Annotated in this window: 21 protein-coding genes and 2 tRNA genes; 10 read left to right on the top strand and 13 right to left on the bottom strand. The window is 71.1% G+C overall.

Going from position 1 to position 19,632, the window contains the following annotated elements; translation table 11 throughout:
• Positions 1–97: 97 nt before the first annotated feature.
• The 3 genes from FNF32_RS10350 to FNF32_RS10340 are packed head-to-tail and all read left to right on the top strand — an operon-like array spanning position 98 to position 1,878.
• Positions 98–904, top strand: coding sequence for a segregation and condensation protein A (locus FNF32_RS10350; RefSeq protein ID WP_131674424.1), 807 nt, complete (start codon positions 98–100; stop codon positions 902–904).
• 10 nt (positions 905–914) lie between these two features.
• On the top strand, positions 915–1,622 hold the full coding sequence (gene scpB / locus FNF32_RS10345) for an SMC-Scp complex subunit ScpB (protein WP_131674425.1): 708 nt from the start codon (positions 915–917) through the stop codon (positions 1,620–1,622).
• 34 nt (positions 1,623–1,656) lie between these two features.
• Positions 1,657–1,878: a hypothetical protein gene (locus tag FNF32_RS10340; protein ID WP_143796626.1), complete on the top strand. Its 222-nt coding sequence runs from the start codon at positions 1,657–1,659 to the stop codon at positions 1,876–1,878.
• A 30-nt stretch (positions 1,879–1,908) separates the two neighbouring features.
• On the opposite strand, the gene FNF32_RS10335 is transcribed toward FNF32_RS10340, so the two are convergent.
• From FNF32_RS10335 to ihfA, 7 genes are all read right to left on the bottom strand, one after another.
• Positions 1,909–2,961, bottom strand: coding sequence for a lipocalin-like domain-containing protein (locus FNF32_RS10335; RefSeq protein WP_131674427.1), 1,053 nt, complete (start codon positions 2,959–2,961; stop codon positions 1,909–1,911).
• The gene (locus tag FNF32_RS10330) at positions 2,951–5,350 is read right to left on the bottom strand and encodes an FtsX-like permease family protein (RefSeq protein WP_131674434.1); all 2,400 of its coding nucleotides are present in this window, start codon (positions 5,348–5,350) and stop codon (positions 2,951–2,953) included. The genes FNF32_RS10335 and FNF32_RS10330 overlap by 11 nt, the downstream gene beginning before the upstream one ends.
• 56 nt (positions 5,351–5,406) lie before the next feature.
• Positions 5,407–6,090 (bottom strand): ABC transporter ATP-binding protein, encoded by a 684-nt coding sequence (locus FNF32_RS10325; protein WP_246087778.1) that lies wholly within the window; start codon positions 6,088–6,090, stop codon positions 5,407–5,409.
• Between the two features lie 96 nt (positions 6,091–6,186).
• On the bottom strand, positions 6,187–7,257 hold the full coding sequence (locus FNF32_RS10320; protein ID WP_185961926.1) for a 2'-deoxycytidine 5'-triphosphate deaminase: 1,071 nt from the start codon (positions 7,255–7,257) through the stop codon (positions 6,187–6,189).
• Between the two features lie 100 nt (positions 7,258–7,357).
• A tRNA-Pro gene (locus FNF32_RS10315) sits at positions 7,358–7,435 on the bottom strand.
• Between the two features lie 122 nt (positions 7,436–7,557).
• On the bottom strand, positions 7,558–8,274 hold the full coding sequence (locus tag FNF32_RS15640) for a MerR family transcriptional regulator (protein ID WP_246087777.1): 717 nt from the start codon (positions 8,272–8,274) through the stop codon (positions 7,558–7,560).
• Positions 8,275–8,276: 2 nt separating this feature from the next.
• Entirely contained in the window at positions 8,277–8,579 is a 303-nt protein-coding gene (gene ihfA, locus FNF32_RS10305) for an integration host factor subunit alpha (RefSeq protein WP_131675354.1), read from the bottom strand.
• A gap of 169 nt (positions 8,580–8,748) precedes the next feature.
• On the opposite strand from ihfA, the gene FNF32_RS10300 reads away from it, so the two are divergent.
• Positions 8,749–9,015: a DksA/TraR family C4-type zinc finger protein gene (locus FNF32_RS10300; RefSeq protein ID WP_131675355.1), complete on the top strand. Its 267-nt coding sequence runs from the start codon at positions 8,749–8,751 to the stop codon at positions 9,013–9,015.
• 6 nt (positions 9,016–9,021) lie between these two features.
• Here the strand turns inward: FNF32_RS10300 and FNF32_RS10295 are convergent, their stop codons facing one another.
• The 4 genes from FNF32_RS10295 to FNF32_RS10280 form a co-directional block, all read right to left on the bottom strand.
• Entirely contained in the window at positions 9,022–9,993 is a 972-nt protein-coding gene (locus tag FNF32_RS10295) for a beta-ketoacyl-ACP synthase III (protein ID WP_131675366.1), read from the bottom strand.
• A gap of 23 nt (positions 9,994–10,016) precedes the next feature.
• Entirely contained in the window at positions 10,017–11,135 is a 1,119-nt protein-coding gene (plsX, locus tag FNF32_RS10290; RefSeq protein WP_185961925.1) for a phosphate acyltransferase PlsX, read from the bottom strand.
• 102 nt (positions 11,136–11,237) lie between these two features.
• On the bottom strand, positions 11,238–11,441 hold the full coding sequence (rpmF, locus tag FNF32_RS10285; RefSeq protein ID WP_131675357.1) for a 50S ribosomal protein L32: 204 nt from the start codon (positions 11,439–11,441) through the stop codon (positions 11,238–11,240).
• Between the two features lie 150 nt (positions 11,442–11,591).
• Positions 11,592–12,143, bottom strand: coding sequence for a YceD family protein (locus tag FNF32_RS10280; protein WP_131675358.1), 552 nt, complete (start codon positions 12,141–12,143; stop codon positions 11,592–11,594).
• A gap of 178 nt (positions 12,144–12,321) precedes the next feature.
• On the opposite strand from FNF32_RS10280, the gene FNF32_RS10275 reads away from it, so the two are divergent.
• Entirely contained in the window at positions 12,322–12,786 is a 465-nt protein-coding gene (locus FNF32_RS10275) for an outer membrane protein assembly factor BamE (RefSeq protein WP_131675359.1), read from the top strand.
• Positions 12,787–12,835: 49 nt separating this feature from the next.
• Here FNF32_RS10275 and msrB read toward each other — a convergent pair whose 3' ends face one another.
• On the bottom strand, positions 12,836–13,276 hold the full coding sequence (gene msrB, locus FNF32_RS10270) for a peptide-methionine (R)-S-oxide reductase MsrB (protein WP_131675360.1): 441 nt from the start codon (positions 13,274–13,276) through the stop codon (positions 12,836–12,838).
• A 112-nt stretch (positions 13,277–13,388) separates the two neighbouring features.
• Here msrB and FNF32_RS10265 point away from each other — a divergent pair, with 112 nt between their 5' ends.
• The 3 genes from FNF32_RS10265 (at position 13,389) to rnd (ending at position 16,684) form a co-directional block, all read left to right on the top strand.
• Positions 13,389–14,156 carry a GNAT family N-acetyltransferase gene (locus FNF32_RS10265; RefSeq protein WP_131675361.1) on the top strand — a complete coding sequence of 256 codons (768 nt, stop codon included), beginning with the start codon at positions 13,389–13,391 and terminating at the stop codon, positions 14,154–14,156.
• An 81-nt stretch (positions 14,157–14,237) separates the two neighbouring features.
• Positions 14,238–15,365 carry a tRNA guanosine(34) transglycosylase Tgt gene (gene tgt, locus FNF32_RS10260; protein ID WP_131675362.1) on the top strand — a complete coding sequence of 376 codons (1,128 nt, stop codon included), beginning with the start codon at positions 14,238–14,240 and terminating at the stop codon, positions 15,363–15,365.
• Positions 15,366–15,496: 131 nt separating this feature from the next.
• Complete coding sequence (gene rnd / locus FNF32_RS10255; protein WP_246087776.1) at positions 15,497–16,684, top strand: ribonuclease D; 1,188 nt, start codon at positions 15,497–15,499, stop codon at positions 16,682–16,684.
• Between the two features lie 34 nt (positions 16,685–16,718).
• Here the strand turns inward: rnd and FNF32_RS10250 are convergent, their stop codons facing one another.
• The gene (locus FNF32_RS10250; protein ID WP_143796624.1) at positions 16,719–18,068 is read right to left on the bottom strand and encodes a sensor histidine kinase; all 1,350 of its coding nucleotides are present in this window, start codon (positions 18,066–18,068) and stop codon (positions 16,719–16,721) included.
• A gap of 34 nt (positions 18,069–18,102) precedes the next feature.
• Between FNF32_RS10250 and FNF32_RS10245 the strand changes: the two genes are divergently transcribed.
• Positions 18,103–18,966: an MBL fold metallo-hydrolase gene (locus tag FNF32_RS10245; RefSeq protein WP_131675365.1), complete on the top strand. Its 864-nt coding sequence runs from the start codon at positions 18,103–18,105 to the stop codon at positions 18,964–18,966.
• A 77-nt stretch (positions 18,967–19,043) separates the two neighbouring features.
• Positions 19,044–19,118 (top strand) — tRNA-Asn (locus FNF32_RS10240).
• Positions 19,119–19,632: the final 514 nt, after the last annotated feature.

Below are 19,632 nucleotides of genomic sequence, written 5' to 3'. Positions count from 1 at the left end.
GATTTTGCGGCGGGGCCGTCCTTCGGGGCGGCCCTTTTCGTTCCGCCGCGCCTCGCGCGGCGTTGACAGGTCCGCCGCCTTGGCGGACGCTTTGCCGATGAAACATCCCCCGCATCTGAACCCCGTGCCCGCGCCCGATCCCCATCCCGCGCCCGTTCCGGCGCCGGCCGAGGACGAGGCGCTGATCGTGGACGTGCCGGGGTACGACGGGCCGCTGGACCTGCTGCTGACGCTCGCGCGGACGCAGAAGGTGGACCTGATGCAGATCAGCGTGCTGGCGCTGGCGGAACAGTACCTCGCCTTTGTCGAGCAGGCGCGGACGCTCAGGATCGAGCTGGCGGCGGATTACCTCGTGATGGCCGCGTGGCTCGCGTTCCTGAAATCGCGCCTGTTCTTGCCCCCCGATCCGCAGGCCGAAGGGCCGTCGGCGCTCGACATGGCCGCGCATCTCGCGTTCCAGCTGGAACGACTGGCCGCGATGCGGCAGGCGGCGGCGCAGCTGATGGCGCGCGACCGGCTGGATGCCCACCGCTTCCGCCGGGGCGATCCCGATCCCACGCTGCGGGTCAGGCGGGTGGAATGGCAGGCGGGGCTGATCGACCTGATGCGGGCCTATGCCCGGGTGAAGACCCGTGACGAGTTCCGCCCCTACGCCTTGGACCGGCGCGACATCTACACGATGGAACAGGCGCTGGAGCGGATGCGCGGGCTGATCGGCTTTGCCGGCGGCTGGACCGACCTTGCCGATTTCATGCCCGACGGGTGGGACGCGTCGGCCGCCCGCCGCCGCTCGGCCACGGCGGCGACCTTTGCCGCCTCGCTGGAACTCGCCAAGCAGGGGCGGGTGCAGATCAGGCAGGAAGGCAGCTTCGCGCCGATCGCCATCCGTCGGCGCGGGCCATGACCGACGCGCCATGATAGACGCCACGACCGACGCCACCACCGGCGGGCCTCACGCCTTTCCGCCCCCGCCCCTCGACCAGCAGGAACGCATGGCCGAGGCGCTTCTGTTCGCCGCGACCGAGCCCTTGCGGATCGCCGACCTTGCCGCCCGCATGCCCGCAGGCTGCGACCCGGCCGAGGCGGTGGCGTCGCTTCGCCGCCGCTACGCCGGACGCGGGGTCGAACTGGTCCGGGTGGGCGACGCCTTTGCTTTCCGCACAGCGGGCGACCTGGGCTTTCTGATGCAGCACCACACGGTCGAACAGCGCCGCCTGTCGCGCGCGGCGACCGAGACGCTTGCCATCGTCGCCTATCACCAGCCCGTCACCCGCACCGAGATCGAGGAAATCCGTGGCGTCGCGGTCAGCCGTGGCACGCTGGACCAGCTGATCGAGATCGGCTGGGTCCGCGTCGGCCGCCGCCGGCAAAGCCCCGGCCGGCCGGTGACCTTCGTGGTCACCGACGGATTTCTCGATCACTTCGGACTGGAAAGCACCCGCGACCTGCCGGGCCTGTCGGAACTGCGCGCGGCCGGTCTGCTGGATGCGCGCCCGGCGGCGGCCGGACTGCCCCTTGCGCCGGGGGGCGCAGGCTCTGATATGGGGGACGATGACACAGACGGGCAGGGGGGCGGAAACCGCGACGCCGGGCTGTCCGGCGACCTGTTCGATGACGATTGACCGCGAAAGCGGCCGCCTTTCCTTGGGGATCACGATGAACCTGAACCAGATATTCGGCATGTTCGCCCGCATGGTCACGCGCCGGGCGATGAACTGGGGCATGAACAAGGGCATCGACTACGCGTCGAAGCGCACCGGCGGCAAGACCGCTGCCGGCAAGCCGACGCCTGCGTCGAAGAAGCAGGCCAAGAACATGCGCCAGACCGCCAAGCGCGCGCGCCAGGCCGCGCAGATCACCCGCCGTCTCGGCCGCTGATCCCAAGGGCGCGCTTGGCCCGGATACGCCTCAGCGCGCGGGATAGCCGGTCATTTCGAGATAGCCGCGCCCCCTGGACGACCCCTCGACCGTGACCGGTCCTTCCCAATAAGGCACGCTGGTCGCCATGCCGCTGTCGGGGTTCACCGCGTCGATCGTCACGTCGATCCCCGCGCCGGGGACCCGCACCCGCCAGCGTGTCGGCGGCGAGCCGCGTCCGGCGTCCAGCATCAGGTCGCCCTGACGCAGCGGCTGCACCGTCCCGTCCGGGGCGATCAGGCTTCCGAACAGAAACGGCGCGTCGCCGCGCACCTGCGCCGCCATCAGCTTGCGCCCGTCATCCAGGTGCAGCGCGATCCAGTCCCACCCCCGCTGGCTTCGGTCCAGCGGTTGCGACGACCATTCCCGGTCAAGCCACGCCTGACCCGCCACCTTCACCTCGCCCCCCGGCAGGGCCAGCGTCCCCTCGATGTCGTAGAAGGGCTGGCTGTAGTAGTGGCTTGCCTGGCCGCTCGCGCTCTTGACCGAGAAGCCGTTCTGCCCGTGCGCAACCAGCGGTCCGTGGGCGGTCGCGGAAAGGTCATAGCCGAAATCGCCACCCCGCGCCGTGACGCGCAGCCGGTCGATTCCGGCGGCACCTTCGGGCGCCGCCATCTGCCAGTCGTCGATCCACGCCGCGAACGGCGCGGCCGTCACGCCCGCCTGGCCGATGCCGCCGCGTCCGAACCGTTCGGCAAAGTGGTGCCCGTCGGGCGAGGTGGCGGCGGCGTGGGCCATCCACGCCTGCGGCGCGGCCCATCCCTGAAGCGGCCCTTCGGGCGCGAGCGCCGACCGGAACAGCGTCCACTGGACGCCGTAGTCGCGCCCGTCCTCGCCGCGCAGGTTCGCGGTCAGGTACCACCATTCGATGCGGAAATCTTCGTGCGCGCCGTGGTCGCGCGGAAAGGTCAGGCCGCGCGCCCGGTCGGGCAGGGCGTAGCCCGCGTTGTCGCCGCCCAGACCGGCAAAGCCGCGTTCCTGCGCCGCGCCGGGCAGGGCGGCCAGCAGCAGCGCCGCGACAAGGCCCGCGCGTCTAGCGTTCATCGGCAAACACCCTCAACAGCTGCCCCGGCGTGATCCGCGCGAGCCGCAGGGCCGGCAGCGCTCCCGCCGCCAGCGCGGTCAGGACCGAGGCCGCGCCGAGCCGCGCGAGCAGCGGGACCGAGACATCCATCGGCAGGCGCCAGCCGAACGCCTCGACATTGACGACCGCCAGCAGCATCCACGCAAGCCCCAGGCCCACCGGCACCGCGAACGCGCCCGTGGCGACCGCAAGCAGCAGCGTCCGCAGCAGGTCCAGCCGCGCCAGCCGCCTGCGCGGGATGCCCGCGGCCCAGACCGGCGCCAGCTGCGGCAGCCGGATCGACGCGAGCGTCAGCAGCCCGGTCAGCAGCGCGATCCCGGCCACCGCGAGCGTCAGCACGTTCAGCGCCGCCGTCACGGCAAAGGTCCGCTCGAAGATCTGCAGCGACACCCGCTTGGCCTGCGACTGGTCCACGATGGCGCTGGCGGGCAGGTCGAAGCGGTCGGCGAGCCCGGCCGCCAGCGCACCCGCCCGGTCGGGCGCGACCCTGACCGCCTGATAAAGCCGGGGCGCGTCGGGAAAGCGGTGGCCGAAGTCGTCCAGCCCCATCATCACCTGCGGGCTGGGGTTACCGTAATCGGAATAGACGCCCGCGATCGGCAGCGCCCCGCCCGGCAGGTCGATGCGGTCGCCGATATCCAGCCCCGCGCGCCGCGACAGCTGCTCGTTCACCAGCACCGCGCGCCCTTCGGCAAGGCTGTCCCACAAGCCGGGCGCCGCCGCCAGAAGCGGCCAGTTGTCGCGGTAGGTCGGATCATCCGCGACGCCGTAGATGCGGCCGGGCTGGCCCGCAAGGCTCGCCTCGGCGTTCCAGATCGGCAGGATCGCGTCGGCGCGGGTGGCCAGCCAGTCGCGGATGGCGCGGCCCTCATCCTCGGTCCGCGCGGTGACGTAAAGCTCGGCCGACAGGCGCTGGTCCAGCCAGCCGGTGAAGGTGGACCGGAAGCTGCCGACCATGGTGCCGACACCGATATTCGCGGCCAGCGCCAGCATCAGCGCCATGAGCGCGAGCGACAGTCCGCCAAGCTGCTGGCGCGTGTCCGCGACGAACCAGCCGGTGAGGACGCCCCGCGCCCGCGTCGCCGCAAGCCGCAGTACAGCGTCGAGGACCGCAGGCAGCACCAGCGCGGCCGCCAGAAGCCCGCAGGCAAGCGCCGCGAAGCCGCCGACCAGGCCTCCCACTGCGAGGCAGAGGGGTAGCGCCAGCACCAGCACGCCCGCGGCGATCACCTGCAGCCGCAGGCCGCGCGCGGTCGCCTGCGCCCAGGGCGCCGCCATCCCGGCCGCCAGCAGCGGCATCCGCGCCGTCTGAATCAGGCCGCGCGCACCCGCAAGCGCGGTGCCCGCCAGCGCCATCCCCAGCCCCGACAGCACCCAGCCGGGCCGCAGTTGCAGCGATCCGGCGACATCCGCGCCGTATAGCCCCGACAGGGTCGCGGCGACCCCGGGCATCAGCGCCGCCGCCATCGCCCAGCCCAGCACGATCCCCGCCGCCCCCGCGACAAGGGCCGCGACCGCCAGTTCGGCGGCCATCAACGCCAGCACCTCGGCCCGGGGCACGCCGAGCGCGCGCAGGGTCCGCAGCACGCCCCCGCGCTGCTCGAACGCGAGGCCGACGGCCGACTGGGTGATGAACAGCCCGACGATGAAGCTGAGAAGCGCGAAGGCGGTCAGGTTCAGGTGGAAGCTGTCGGTCAGCGCGGCGGGATCGGCGGCCGATCCGGCCTGCGGGTCGCTGAGGGTGAGATGCGGCGCGATCCGGTCGAGCGGCGGCGCGCCGGGCGGCTGCGCCGTCGCGGCGACGAGCGCCGTCAGGTTCTCGCCCATCCCCAAAAGCCCTTGCGCGATGCCCACGTCCACGATCAGCGTGTTCGGCGGCGCATCGGCGTCGATGACGATGGCGAGCCCGCGCAGGTCGGCCCCGTCCAGCGCCCGCGCGGTGGCGGCCGTGGCGTAGCCCTGACCGGGCGGGGTGATGAAGGCGCCGAGGTCCGCCTGCGGACCCGGCCCGGCGCTGGCATCCCCGCCGTCGTTTGCTGCGGGCGTCAGGCCCAGCCGCGTCACCGGCTCGATCCCCAGCAGCGACACGCGCGCGGTGCCGTTCCGCAGCCGCCCCTCGACCACCGGCGACACCTGCCAGCCGGCGCGCCGCAGCGCCACGAAGTCGGCGGTCGTCAGCGCCTGCCCCCCTGCCGGCTCCAGCCGGGGCAGGGCGCCCGTGCCCAGCCGATCGGCGGCGGTGGCATAGCTCGCCCGCGCCTCGGCGTTGACGGCCTGCACCCCGGACCACAGCGCGGTCGCCAGCATCAGCCCCGCCAGCAGCATCGCCAGTTGAAGCGGCCGCCGCATCCAGTGGGACACCAGCGCCCCCAGCACCAGCCGCCAGCGCGCGAGCCGCCCCGTCGTCACGCGAGCCGCCCGGCGCGCAGGTGGACCCGGCGGTCGCACAGATCCGCCAGCCGCGCGGAGTGGGTCACAAGGACCAGCGCGCTGCCCCGCTGCCGCACCAGCGCCAGCATCAGCTGCGCCACCGCGTCGCCCGTCGCCTCGTCAAGATTGCCGGTCGGCTCGTCGGCCAGCACCAAGGGCGGGTTCCCGGCAAGCGCGCGGCCGATCGCCACGCGCTGCTGCTGGCCGCCCGAAAGCTGTTCGGGGTAGCGGCCCAGAAGCGCGGAGAGGCCCAGATCGCGGGCCAGCGTCTCGGCCCGCGCGGCGTCGAACCGGCCGGCGAGCCGGGCCTGGAACCCGAGATTCGCGCGTACGTCGAGCGACGGGATCAGGTTGAACTGTTGGAAGATCATGCCGATGCCGTTGCGGCGCAGCGTCGCGCGGGCCGTGTCGTCGGCCGCGCGCAGGTCGGTGCCCAGCACCGACAGCGCGCCGTCGTCGGGCGCATCGAGGCCGCCGATCAGGTGCAGGAGGGTGCTTTTCCCGCTGCCGGATTCGCCTGTGATCGCCACGCTTTCGCCCCGGCGCACCGACAGGTCCACGCCGCGCAGCACCGGAACCTCGCCGCCCGGCGTGTGATAGGTCTTGTGGATGCCGCGCGCGTGGGCGATCTCGGCCAGGGCGGGGGATGCGTCGTTCACGTGCGGGCGGCCTTTGCTGATAACGGCGCATCGTGGCGTGGAACGGCGGCGATGGAAAGCGCCCAAGACCGCTGTATCCGCGTCCGCTGCCCCGCGTCAGCGGAACTGCTTGGCGAGCTTCAGCCCCTGTCCCTGATAGTTCGACGCGATCCCGGTGCCGTAAAGCCGCTCGGGCGCGGACTGCATCCGTTCGTAGATCAGGCGTCCCACGACCTGCCCGTGTTCCAGCGCGAACGGCGCCTCGTGACAGCGCACCTCGAGAACGCCGCGCGCGCCCGTGCCGGCCGCGCCATGGCCGAAGCCGGGGTCGAAGAAGCCCGCGTAGTGAACCCGGAACTCCCCCACCATGGCGAGATAGGGCGACATCTCGGCGGCGTGGTCGGGCGGGATCGTCACCGCCTCGCGGCTGACGAGAATGTAGAAGGCGCCGGGATCGAGGATCAGCCGCCCGTCGGTCGAATGCAGCGGATCCCAGAAATCGCGCGCGTCGTAGGCGGCGATCCGGTCAAGGTCCACGACGCCGGTATGCGGCCGGGCGCGGTAGCCGACGAGATCGCCCGTCGCGGGCTGCAGATCGACCGAAAAGCCCAGGCCCCCGTCGATCAGCGGCGGCGCCCCGCCCACCAGCGGGGTGCGGGCGTGAAGCGCCGCAAGCTCGACGTCGTCCAGCACGGCGTGTCCGGCCCGCAGCCGCAGCTGGTTAAGGCGCATGCCCGGGCGGACGAGGACGGAAAAGCTGCGCGGGCAGATCTCGGCGTAAAGCGGGCCGTCATAGCCTTCGGGCAGGCGGTCGAACTCGGTCCCGTCGTCGGTGACGAGGCGGGTCAGCAGGTCCAGCCGCCCGGTCGAGGACTTGGCGTTGGCGACCCCTTCGACCCCTTGGGGCAGCGCGATCCGTTCGGCCAGCGGGACCAGATAGACGCAGCCCTTTTCCAGAACCGCGCCCCCGCTGAGGTCCATCCGGTGCATCTCGAACCCCGGCAGGCGTTCCGCCACCGTGCGGCCCTTGCCCGACAGGAACGACGCGCGCACGCGCCACGCGGTCGTGCCGAGCCTGAGGTCGAGGCTTGCGGGCTGGACCTGGCCTTCGGTGAACGGAACGTCGGCGCGAATGGCGCCCGCGTCGATCAGGCGACGAAGGTCGCGGTCAGGAAGAACGCCGGCCATGATCCCCCTCATTCCCACCGTGTTCCCGGTGCGGGAAAGCTCGTCCGGGCGAACCCTGAACGATGAAACCGCCCGCCAACGGGGGCGGGCGGTTTCATGATGGTCGGGCCGGCGAGATTCGAACTCGCGGCCTTCCGCCCCCCAGACGGACGCGCTAACCAGACTGCGCCACGGCCCGACGCCGGCCATATAGATCGAAGCCTTTGCGCTGCACAAGGGGACGCGTCCGGAAAATGTCGCGCGGCCGCCGGGATGGCCGGGTGCATTTGCCGCGCGGGGCAGGGGCGACCCGCGCGCCCCTCAGCGCGTCCGCGCGGCGCGCAGGCGGGCGACAAGCGGCCGCGCCTCGGGCGGCAGGGACTGGGCGCGGCTGCGCAGGTGGCTCGCGGTGGCGGTCAGGCGCGCGAGCCATGACCACGCGGGCGGATCGTCGCCCGGCAGGGTGAACAGGGGCAGGTCACGCGCGGACGACTGCGGAGGGGGTGCCGTGTGGGCGCGGGCGGGGGCGTCCGGCCGCGCGCGGCGGGGCGCGTCGGCTGCCGCGGGCTTGCCCGTGCCCGCCGCCGTGGCCGTCGCCGTCACCGTGGGGGGTCCGGCGGCCGTCGCACCGGCCAGCGGCAAGGGCGCGGCGGGTTTCGCCGCCTTGGCGGGCAGCTTGCCCGCCGCCTTGTCGGGTGTCTTGTCTTGTGTCTTGCGCGAGGATCGCGGCTTCGGCGTCCGCGTACCGCCGATCTGTTCCCCCAGGCGCCGTTCGCCCCGCTGGCGCAGCGCCGCGCCGCGGTCCATCGCGATCAGCCGCTTGGCGCCGCGGATGGTCAGACCTTCCTCGCGCATGACCTCGCACAGGCCGGCGGCAAGCTGCACGTCCTCGGGCCGGTAATACCGGCGGCCGTCGGCGCGCTTGACGGGCGACAGTTGGGGAAACTGCGCTTCCCAGTATCGCAGCACGTGCGGCGCGACGCCGACGAGCTGGGCCACCTCTCCGATCGAACGGAAGGCGTCGGGGGCCTTTTGCATGCCTAGCGTTTGTTTCCGGCCGCCACGCGTTCCTTCATCAGGTGCGAGGGGCGGAATGACAGGACGCGGCGCGGCGTGATCGGCACCTCTTCCCCGGTCTTGGGGTTGCGGCCGATCCGCTCGTTCTTGTCGCGGACGGAAAACGTGCCGAACGACGAGATCTTGACCTGTTCGCCCCGGACCAGCGCGTCGGAAATATGATCCAGCACGCTTTCCACCATCTGCGCGGATTCGTGGCGGGACAGGCCCACCTCGCGGAAGACGGATTCGGCCAGATCCATGCGGGTGACTGTCTTCTCACTCATAAAAAATTGCCTTTCGAATGGAGGCAGCATGAGGGTTGGCCCTGCGCGAGTCAACGGCACCACCCGCCGCATCGTTCCGGCGCACGCTGATATTGCAGCGATTTCCCGCACCGCTTGGAAAGCTTACGCGTCGTCACCACCTATGCGTGAAGCAATGATGAGGTGTGACATGGCTGGCGGATGGGCGCAGGACGGCGCCGTGAACGACCAGATCGAGGTGAGCACGCAAGAGGCGCTGGCCCGCGCGCGGCGCAGGCAGCCCGCGGGCGAAAGCCTGCGCGACTGCGCCGAATGCGGCGAGCCGATCCCCGAGCCGCGTCGCGCGGCGTTGCCAGGCGTGAGGGTGTGCCTGGACTGCGCGAGCGAGCAGGACAAGCGGCGTGCGCCTGCGGGCGGGATCAACCGGCGCGGATCGAAGGACAGTCAGCTGAAATAGGCGCCCCTACCAGCGCAGGACGACGCTGCCCCAGCTGAGCCCGCCGCCAATGCCCTCGGCCACGACCACGTCGCCTTCCTGGAACTTGCCCTGCCGGTCCGCGACCGACAGCGCCAGCGGGATCGACGCGGCCGAGGTGTTGCCGTGGTCGGCCACGGTCAGCACGACCTTTTCCATCGGCAGCTGCATCTTCTGCGCGGTGGCCGAGATGATGCGCAGGTTCGCCTGATGCGGCACCAGCCAGTCTACGTCGTCCGAATCCAGCCCCGCCTTGTCGAGCGCGCGATGCGCGGTGTCGGCAAGCTTTTCGACGGCGTGGCGGAAGACGAGGTTGCCCTGCATCCGCAGGACGCCGGCGGTCCCGGTCGAGCCGACGCCGCCATCGACGTGCAGCAGGTCCTTGTAGCGGCCGTCGCTGTTGAGGTCGGTGGAAAGGATGCCGCGGTCGTCGCTGCTGCCGTCGCCGTCCGCGACCTCAAGCACCACCGCGCCCGCGCCGTCGCCGAACAGGACGCAGGTGCCGCGGTCGGTCCAGTCCATGATGCGGCTGAAGGTTTCGGCCCCGATCACCAGCACCCGGTCGGCCTGGCCCGACCGGATCAGCCCGTCGGCGTTCGCCAGCGCGAACACGAACCCCGCGCAGACGGCCTGCACGTCGAACGCGAAGCCGCGCGTCATGCCAAGCCCCGCCTGCACCATCGTGGCCACGGACGGAAAGGTGAAGTCGGGGGTCGATGTCGCAAGGACGATCGCGTCGATCTGGTCCGCCTGCATCCCGGCATTGTCGAGCGCCGCGCGGGCGGCGGCGATGGCGAGATCGCTCGTGCGCTGGTCGTCGGCTGCGAAGTGGCGCCGCTCGATCCCGGTGCGCGACCGGATCCATTCGTCCGAGGTATCCAGCGTCTGCGCGAAGAAGTCGTTGTCCACCACGCGCTCGGGCAGGTAGTGGCCGGTGCCGCGAACGACGGCCCGCCGCACGGAACCCTGCTGTCCGGCCGCGGTCACGACGCGAGCCCGGTCGGTGCGGTTCCAGTCGGCGCGTCGGACGCGAGCGACGCCGAGGCGGCGGGGGCGGCCTGCGCCACCCGCGCGGCCAGCCGGTCCTGGAACCCCGCCCGCGCCAGCTGGAACGCCAGCTTGATCGCCGCCGAAATCCCCGTCTCGTCGGCCGAGCCGTGCGACTTCACCACCGTGCCGTTCAGGCCCAGGAACAGGCCGCCGTTCACCCGGCGCGGGTCGATCCGCTTTTGCAGGCGCTTGAGCGACGACATGGCGAGAAGGGCTGCGAACTTGGACATGACGGAGTTTTCGAACGCCTCTTTCAGGAAGTCGCCCACAAGCTTGGCCGTCCCTTCCCCTGTCTTCAATGCAATGTTGCCGGTGAAACCGTCCGTGACGATCACATCAACGCGCGCGCCCATGATGTCGCCGCCCTCGACGAAGCCCACATAGTCGAAGCCGCCGTCCGCGGCCGCGCCCTCGATCAGCTCGTGAGCCAGCTTCAGCTCGCCCCGGCCCTTGTGTTCCTCTGTGCCCACGTTCAGCAGGCCCACGCGCGGACGCTCGACCCCAAGGCCGTTGCGGGCATAGCTCGCGCCCATCATCGCGTATTGCAGAAGGTCGGGGGCGTCGGCGCGGATGTCGGCGCCGCAATCCAGCACCACGTTGAACCCCTGCGGATTGCGCGAGGGCCACAGGCAGGCGATCGCCGGCCGGTTCACGCCGGGCAGCTTGCGCAGGCGCAGCATCGACAGCGCCATCAGCGCGCCGGTGTTGCCGCAGCTGACGGCCACCGTGGCCTCGCCCGCGCGGACCGATTCGATGGCCGACCACATCGAGGTGTCCTGCGCGCTGCGGATCACCTGGCTCGGCTTGTCGTGCATGGTCACGACACCGGCCGCGTGGCGGATGTCGCAGCGTTCGGCCAGCCCCTTGCGGCGGCCGATCAGGCGGCGCAGCTCGGGCTCGGGGCCGTGGACGATGAACCGGATCTCGGGGTTCTTGTCGGCGCTCGCGGCGATGCCGGCGACGACGGTCGCAGGGCCGCGATCGCCCCCCATCGCATCGACGGATATGACCACGCTGCCAGGGCGTTCGCCCCCGTCGGTCGGTTCCGCCATGCGCGAAGTGGCCATCTTAACCCGCTGCCAAGCTGAAGAAATCGGGCCGGATCAACGTCGCCCGGCCTTGCGGCCGGCGACCTGAAGCGGCGTCGCGGCGGCTCAGGCCGCGTCGTCGTCCACTTCGGTGGTCGCTTGCGCCACGACTTCGCGGTCGGCGTAGTGGCCGCAGGACGGGCAGACGTGGTGCGGGCGCTTCAGCTCGCCGCAGCTCGGGCATTCGTTGGGGTTGCCGGCGGTCAGCGCATCGTGCGAACGGCGCTGGTCGCGGCGGGACCGGGTTACTCGGTTCTGTGGGACGGCCATGTCGAAACCTTCGATAGTTATGGGGCGCGCGCATGGGCCCCGCGGAGTGTTTGCAATCGAACCGCGCAGATACGGCACATTGCCCCGCGCCGCAAGGACAAAGGGCGGCGCTCACGCCATTGCGGCCGGGGGAGGCGAAGGCGCGCGCCCTCAGCCCTTGGGCTTCCCGGCGAGCAGGTCGGCCAGTCCCGCGAACGGGCGGCGGGTATCGCCATCGCCGTCCCCGTCCGGCGCGGGACCCTCGGCGGCTGCCGCGTCGGCGCCCTTGCTGCGGGGGTATTCGGGCAGCGCCAGCGCCAGCGCCTCGATCATCACCGCGCCGGGGTCGATGGTCTGGCCCAAAGGTTCGAGGTCCGCGTCCGGCATTTCGGTCTCGTCGGCATCGGGCGGGGTCACGTCCGGCGAATAGATGCGGTGGACATCCTCGGAGATCGCGGTCTCGACCGGGTCCAGCGTCGCGACGCAGGGCTGGACGACCCGCGCCGTCAGCCGCGCCGACAGTTCCCACGTGCCGTGCGCGGCGGGCGCGACGGTGCCCGTCATCGAAAGCGCCGGCAGCGAGATCAGCCCCAGTTCGCCCGCGATCCCCGCGCGCTGTTCGGCGTTCGGGGCCAGGTCCAGCGCGGTCGGGCTGCGGGGGTTCAGCTGCGACACCCGCAGGCGGCGGGCGAACGCGTCGCGGGCAGGATCGTTTGCGGACATGGGCAAGGGCCTTTCGGTGTTCGTTCGCCACGGCTTCCAGGATCGGTCCAACCGTGGCGACAGGCGCCGCCTGCGACATTCTTGAGCGGGCTGGCCGAGTTTGCTAAGCGTGGCCCGCGCAGTCAACATCGCGCGGAAAAATGCAGCATCAGTCTGCGCGAACGGGGACGGGGCACGGATGACGACAACACGGCGACGGTTCATCGCACTTGCCCTGGCCGTTCCCGCCGCCGCGGCGCTTTCGGGCTGCACGGCGCTGTACCGCAACCACGGCTACGTCCCGCCCGACGACGAGCTGGCGCAGGTCGTCGTCGGCCAGACCACGCAGGGCGATCTGGAAGGGCTGATCGGTCGCCCCAGCTCACAGGGGCTGCTGACCGGGTCGGCGTGGTACTATGTCGGGTCGCGCTGGCGCACATATGGCGCGTTCGAGCCGCAAGAGATCAACCGCGAGGTCGTGGCGATCAGCTTCGACCCGAACGGGACCGTGTCCAACGTCGAGCGCTTCGGGCTGGAGCGTGGCCGCGTCGTCACCCTGTCCAGCCGCGTGACCGACACCGGCGTGACCACCGTCAGCCTTGCCGGCCAGCTTCTCGGCAACCTCGGCAACTTCGACGCGGGAAGCATCATCTCGGACGAGTGAGGACCGCCGCCCCGGGCCGCCACCGCGTGCCACGGCCGGGGAGGGCGCGTCAGCCCGCCTGACCCGGCGCATCCTCGGCCGCGGCCCCGGACGACGCTCCCACCTCGTCCGGCACGAACCGGATCGCCACGCCGTTGATGCAGTAGCGCAGCCCGGTGGGCGGCGGGCCGTCGGGAAAGACGTGGCCCAGATGCGCGTCGCAGCGGTGGCAGCGCACCTCGGTTCGGACCATGCCGTGGCTCACGTCCCGGATCTCGTCGATCTTGCCGCCCGCGCGGGAAAAGCTGGGCCAGCCGCAGAAGCTCTCGAACTTCTGGTCGCCGTCGAACAGCGTCGCCTCGCAGCAGGCGCAGACATAATGCCCCGGCCCCTTGGGAAACCCTTCATGCGAGAACGGGCGCTCGGTCCCGGCCTGCCGGGTGACGCGATACGTCTCCGCATCGAGGATTTCGCGCCACTCCGCGTCGGTTCGGGTGATCTTTTCGGTCATGTGACATGTTCCCGTTGCTTGCCAATGCAAGATAGTCCGCGCACGATCCGCGACAAGATGCGCGGCGGCGTGACGACGCGCGGGCGCGGGGCAGGCTGCAGGGGCGGTGGCGATGCTGGGACTTCACAAGGGGCGCTATCGGGTCCGGGTCGCGGAAAGCGACGACGATCTGCGGGCCGCGCAACGGCTGCGCTGGCTGGCCTTCATCGGCAATCGCGGTGGTGAAAGCGCGGCGGCGGCCGATGCGTCGCTGCTTGATGCCGACGACCACGACACGCGCTGCCTTCATGTCCTGATCGAGGACCAGCGCAGCGGCGCGCTGGTCGCCTGTTTCCGCATCCTGCAACTGCCCAGCGGGGCCGAGATCGGGCAAAGCTATTCCGCGCGGCACTACAACCTCTCGCGGCTGCGCGGCTTTCGCGGCGCGATGGCCGAGATCGGGCGCTTCTGCATCCATCCCGAACACCACGACCCCGACATCCTGCGGGTGGCCTGGGCCGCGCTGACCCGGCACGTGGACGACACCGGGGTCGAACTGCTGTTCGGCTGCTCGTCGTTCATGGGAACGCAGACGCAGGATTACGAGGACGCATTCGCCATGCTGCGCGCGCGCCACATCGCCCCGCGCCGCTGGCTGCCCCGGGTCAAGGCGCCCGACGTGTTCCGGTTCGGGCGGCTGCTCAGGCGGCGCAAGCCCGACGCGCGTCGGGCCATGGCCGCGATGCCGCCCCTGTTGCGGACCTACCTGCTGATGGGCGGCTGGGTCAGCAACCACGCGGTCGTGGACCATCAGCTGAACACGCTGCACGTCTTTACCGGGCTCGAGATCCGGGCGATCCCGCCCGCGCGCAAGCGCCTGCTGCGGGCGGTGGCGGGCTGAGGGTCGAGCCGTCCGGTTGCCGTCCGGTTGCGCGCGCAGCCGACCGGGCCTAGACCCCGCCTTTCACCTGCGAGGCTGGCAATGGCGGGCTTTTCCTTCACCCTGAACGCGACCGACGGCAAGGCGCGCGGCGGCGTCATCTCCACCCCCCGGGGGGAGATCAGGACACCCGCCTTCATGCCCGTGGGCACCGCCGCGACCGTCAAGGCGATGCTGCCGGAATCGGTTCGCGCGACCGGGGCCGACATCCTGCTGGGCAACACCTACCACCTGATGCTGCGCCCCGGGGCCGAGCGGGTGGCGCGGCTGGGCGGGCTGCACCGGTTCATGAACTGGGACCGGCCGATCCTGACCGATTCGGGCGGGTTCCAGGTGATGAGCCTCGCAAGCCTTCGCAAGCTGACCGAGGACGGCGTGACCTTCGCCAGCCACGTGGACGGCTCGCGGCACATGCTGTCGCCGGAAACGAGCATGGAGATCCAGCGCCTGCTGGGGTCCGACATCGTGATGGCCTTTGACGAATGCCCCGCGTTGCCCGCCACCCCCGAACGGCAGGCCGAGGCGATGCGCCTGTCGATGCGGTGGGCGCAGCGGTCGCGCGACGCGTTCGGCGACCGGCCCGGCCACGCGCTGTTCGGGATCATGCAAGGCGGCGTCCTGCGCGACCTGCGCGAGGAAAGCGCCGCCGCCCTGCGGGGGATCGGCTTTGACGGCTACGCCATCGGCGGCCTTGCGGTGGGTGAAGGGCAGGCGGCGATGTTCGAGGTTCTCGACTATGCCCCGGACCTGCTGCCCGCGGACCGGCCGCGCTACCTGATGGGGGTCGGCAAGCCCGACGACATCGTGGGCGCGGTCCAGCGCGGCGTGGACATGATGGACTGCGTGCTGCCGTCGCGGTCGGGGCGCACGGGCCAGGCGTTCACCCGCCACGGCGTCGTCAACATCAAGAACGCGCGGCACGCGGACGATTCCCGGCCGCTCGATCCCGATTGCAGCTGCCCCGCCTGCACCGGTTATTCGCGCGGCTACCTGCACCACGTCTATCGTTCGGGCGAGATCATCGCCTCGATGCTGATGACGTGGCACAACCTGCATTACTTTCAGGAGATCATGCAGGGCATGCGCGACGCGATCGCCGCGGGCCGGCTGGACGACTGGGTGGCGGATTTTCACGCGGGCCGCGCGCAGGGGGACCTGCCGCCGCTCTGACGCGGGCCGCCTTTGCCCTGTCGCGCCGCTGCCACGCGGGCTCATCAAAATCGCGTGGCTTGTGGCAAGCCAGCCAAAATCGGCCTAGACGGGGCGCAAAGGCGGACGAACCGCCCATGCGAAAGGCATACATGTCCCAGGACATCCGAACGATCACCACCACCGACGAGCTCGCCGCGTTCTGCGCGCTGGCCAAGGAACAGCCCTACGTCACGCTCGACACCGAGTTCCTGCGCGAACGGACCTATTATTCCAAGCTCTGCCTGATCCAGATGGCGCTGCCGCCCGCATCCGGGCCGAAGTCCGAGGGCGGGCCCGCCGTCCTGATCGACCCCCTGGCCGACGGGCTGTCGCTCGAGCCGCTTTACGACCTCTTCCGGCACACCGCGACGGTCAAGGTGTTCCACGCCGCGCGTCAGGACCTGGAAATCTTCTTCCACGACGCGGGCGTCTTTCCCGACCCGCTGTTCGACACCCAGATCGCGGCGATGGTCGCCGGTTTCGGCGAACAGGTCGGCTACGAGACGCTGGTGCGCCGGATCGCGCGCCACAACCTCGACAAGTCGTCGCGCTTCACCGACTGGTCGCGCCGGCCGCTGTCGGACGTGCAGGCGGCCTATGCGCTGGCCGACGTGACGCATCTGCGCGCGATCTACGAATACCTCGCGGCCCAGCTTGCCAAGACCGGGCGCGAGGCCTGGGTGGCAGAAGAAGCCGGCGTGCTGGTCGATCCCGAGACCTATATCAGCCGCCCCGACGAGGCGTGGGAACGGGTCCGCACCCGGTCGGGATCGCCCCGCTTCCTGGCCGTCGTGCGCGAGCTTGCGAAGTTCCGCGAAACCTACGCCCAGACCCGCGACGTGCCGCGCAGCCGCGTCTACAAGGACGACGCGCTGATCGAGCTGGCATCCACCAAGCCGCTGACCGACGAGGATCTGGGCCGCTCGCGCCTGCTGCTGCGCGAGGCGCGGCGGGGCGAGATCGCGCAGGGCATCCTCGCCGCGGTCAAGGCGGGGGTCGAGACGACCGACCTGCCCAAGCCCCCGGTCGAGGTCGAGGGTAAGCCCGGCAACGCCGCGCTGTCCGAGCTGCTGCGCGTGCTGCTGAAGGCCAAGGCCGACGCGGCGGGCGTGGCGCCCCGGCTGATCGCCTCGTCCGCAGATCTGGACGCGCTTGCGTCCGGGGCGCGCGACCTGCCGGCGCTCAGCGGCTGGCGGGCCGAGGTGTTCGGGCAGGACGCGATCCGGCTGGCGCAAGGCAGGATCGCGCTGTCGGCGGCGGGCGGCGCGATCCGCGTGGTGGCGCTGGAAGACAAATGACGACCGGCTACGGCGCCGCGTGACGCCCCGGCGGTCAGCGCGGGATCACGATCTCTGCCCGCAGCCCCGTTGAGCGCACCGCATCGACCAGCCGCAACTGGCCGCCATGCGCCCGCGCCACGCCGGCCGCGATCGATAGCCCCAGCCCCACGCCGCCGCCCCGGTCCTGGTTGCGCGAGGGGTCCAGCCGCGTGAACGGGCGGATCGCCTCGTCCCGCCGTTCCGGCGGGATCCCGGGGCCGTCATCCTCGACCGAGATGCGGAAGCTGCGCGGGCCTATCGCCGCCTCGACCTCGGCCCGCGAGCCGTAGCGCACGGCGTTCCCGATCAGGTTTTCCAGCGCGCGCCGCAGCATGTCGGCGCGGAACGTCACCTCGGCCGCGGCGTCGCCCTGCAGCGCGGCCAGAGTGACGTTCTGGCCCGCGCGGTGGGCGTCCGCCACCACGGCCGTGACGAAGGGCAGCGCCGGCTGCGGCTCGGCCGGCGCGTCCTGTGCTGCGTCCCGCGCGTGGTCCAGGAACGCGTCTACGAGGCGCTTGAGGTCGGACACGTCGCGTTCCATGTCGGCGATCTCGCCCGGCTCGGGTGGCAGGTCCGGCGACAGCATCGACAGCCCCAGCTTCAGCCGCGTCAGCGGCGTGCGCAGGTCGTGCCCCACGCCCGACAGCATCAGCGCACGCTGTTCGTTCTGCCGCTCGATCCGGTTGCGCATGTCGAGGAAGGCGGCGCCAGCGCTGCGCACCTCGACCGCGCCGGCGGGGCGGTAGGGCTCGATCCGCCCGCGCCCGAACGCCTCGGCCGCGCGGGCGAGGCGCTGGATCGGGCGCAGCTGGTTGCGCAGGAAGATCGCGGCGATGCCGGTCATCAGCAGCGACGTCCCCAGCAGCAGGACGAGAAGCTGGTGCGGGTTCGAGGCGCTGACGCGGCGGCGCGGAAACTCCATCACCATCGCCGGCAGCGGGCGCGCGCCCGCGGCCGACCCCGCCAGCGACACCCGCACCTGGCGCAGGTCGGACAGATCGACGCCGGTGACCTGCGGCAGCTGGTCGTGAAGCCGCGCGATGACCACGCGGCCGGAAAAGTCGATGAAGGTCCGCCGCTCGGGCACCGGACCGCCGGCGACCGCGAGGTCGATCCGCAGCGGCGCCGCGACCGCGTTCGCCGCCGCGAGCGAGCGGGGCGAGCGGTCGCCGGCAAGGTCCGCCACCAGCGCCAGTTCCAAGGCCATGCTGTCGGTCATCTGCCGCGTCACGTCCTCGAAATGGCGCTGCAGGAACATGACCGTCACGACCAGCGACACGACGCCCACGGGCAGGAACAGGATCAGCGCCGCCCGCCCGTAAAGCCGGTTCGGCATCATCTTCTTGAGCCAGCTGAAATCCATGGCAACCCCTCACGCCGGCCGCTAGCCTAGTCGGATGAGCGATGCGGTGAAAGAGCGGGTGGTCCTTGCCCCCAACCCCTCGGCCCTGACGGGGCCGGGGACGAACAGCTTTCTTCTGGGCACGCGCGAGGTCGCGGTGATCGACCCCGGGCCCGACATCCCCGCGCATCTCGACGCGATCGTTGTGGCGGCGGGCGGCCCTCGGCGGATCAGCCACATCCTCGTCACCCACGCGCATCTTGACCACAGCGGCGGCGCGCGGACGCTTTCGCGGATAACCGGGTCGCCGGTGCTGGCATTCGGGGACGCGGGCGCGGGGCGCTCGCCTACGATGGCGCGGCTGGCGGGGCAGGGGATAGAGGGCGGCGAGGGCGTGGACCGCGACTTCGCTCCCGACATCGTGCTTGCCGACGGCGCGGTCGTCGAGACGGCCGAGTGGCGCCTGACGGCCATCCACACGCCGGGTCACATGGGAAACCATCTGAGCTTCGCCGCCACCGACACGATCTTCTGCGGCGATCTGGTGATGGCCTGGGCCACGACGCTGATCTCGCCGCCCGAGGGGGACCTGGCCGACTTCCTGCGCTCGCTCGACCGGCTGGCGGCGCGTGGGCCCGCGCGGCTGCTGCCGGCCCACGGCCCGGCGGTGACGGACCCGCCCGCGCGGCTGGCCGAACTTGCGACCCACCGCCGCGCCCGCACCGCGCAGGTCATGGCCGCGCTGCGGGACGCCCCGGACGACCCGGCGGGCCTTGCCGCGCGCATCTACGACGTGCCGCCCGAACTGCTGCCGGCCGCCGCCCGCAACGTCTTGGCCCACCTTATCGCGCTTTGCGATCTGGGGGCCGTGCGCGCGGAAGGAGCGCAGCTTTCGACGGCGATCTGGCACGCCGCCTGACGCATCATCCGGGTGACAAATTTTCGTCGCATGGCACTGGACGCCCCCGAAACCCGGTGCTACATCGCCCCCCGTGTTCCGGCGTAGCTCAGCGGTAGAGCAGTTGACTGTTAATCAATTGGTCGTAGGTTCGATCCCTACCGCCGGAGCCAAAATTACCGAGACAATCTGCGGTTTACGCAGGCCGCCCGCGGGGCGGCTTTTGTTTTTCCTTGACTGGGTAACATTCGGGCCAATGCTGGCGCCGCGGGTCGATGGGGTGACCGCTTCCCAGTCGGCGCAGATCAAGATCTTGGGGCAAGGGGGAGTGGGTTGAAGCACAGTATCGTTCGTGCCGATCTGACATGTCGCAAGGAGGTGGTCAAAGATACCGGCTGGAGGAATGATGACTTGCAACCACGTTTTAGCCTTTACCCTCACACACGCCCATGTTCGGCAAGATGGGAGTGGCGCTGCCTGATCCTTAAGGACGACAATCACGGCCGGTTCCGCGTGCTTCTAGATGTCTCGCCTCAGCTCGGAAAATGGAAAGCTATGTTGATCCGTGACGGGTCGCCGCCAGTTGCACTGATGAGGTTCGAGGATCAGCCGTAAGCGCCACGGCGCTCTCCTCCTGCCGCTGCTGATCTGATCGGTCCATTCTCCGCGGGTGGGCATGGGGCGGAG

The sequence above is a fragment of the Paracoccus marinus genome (assembly GCF_007018965.1).
GTDB classification, from domain to species: Bacteria; Pseudomonadota; Alphaproteobacteria; order Rhodobacterales; family Rhodobacteraceae; genus Paracoccus; species Paracoccus marinus.
This window is presented reverse-complemented; position numbering and strand designations above follow the sequence as displayed.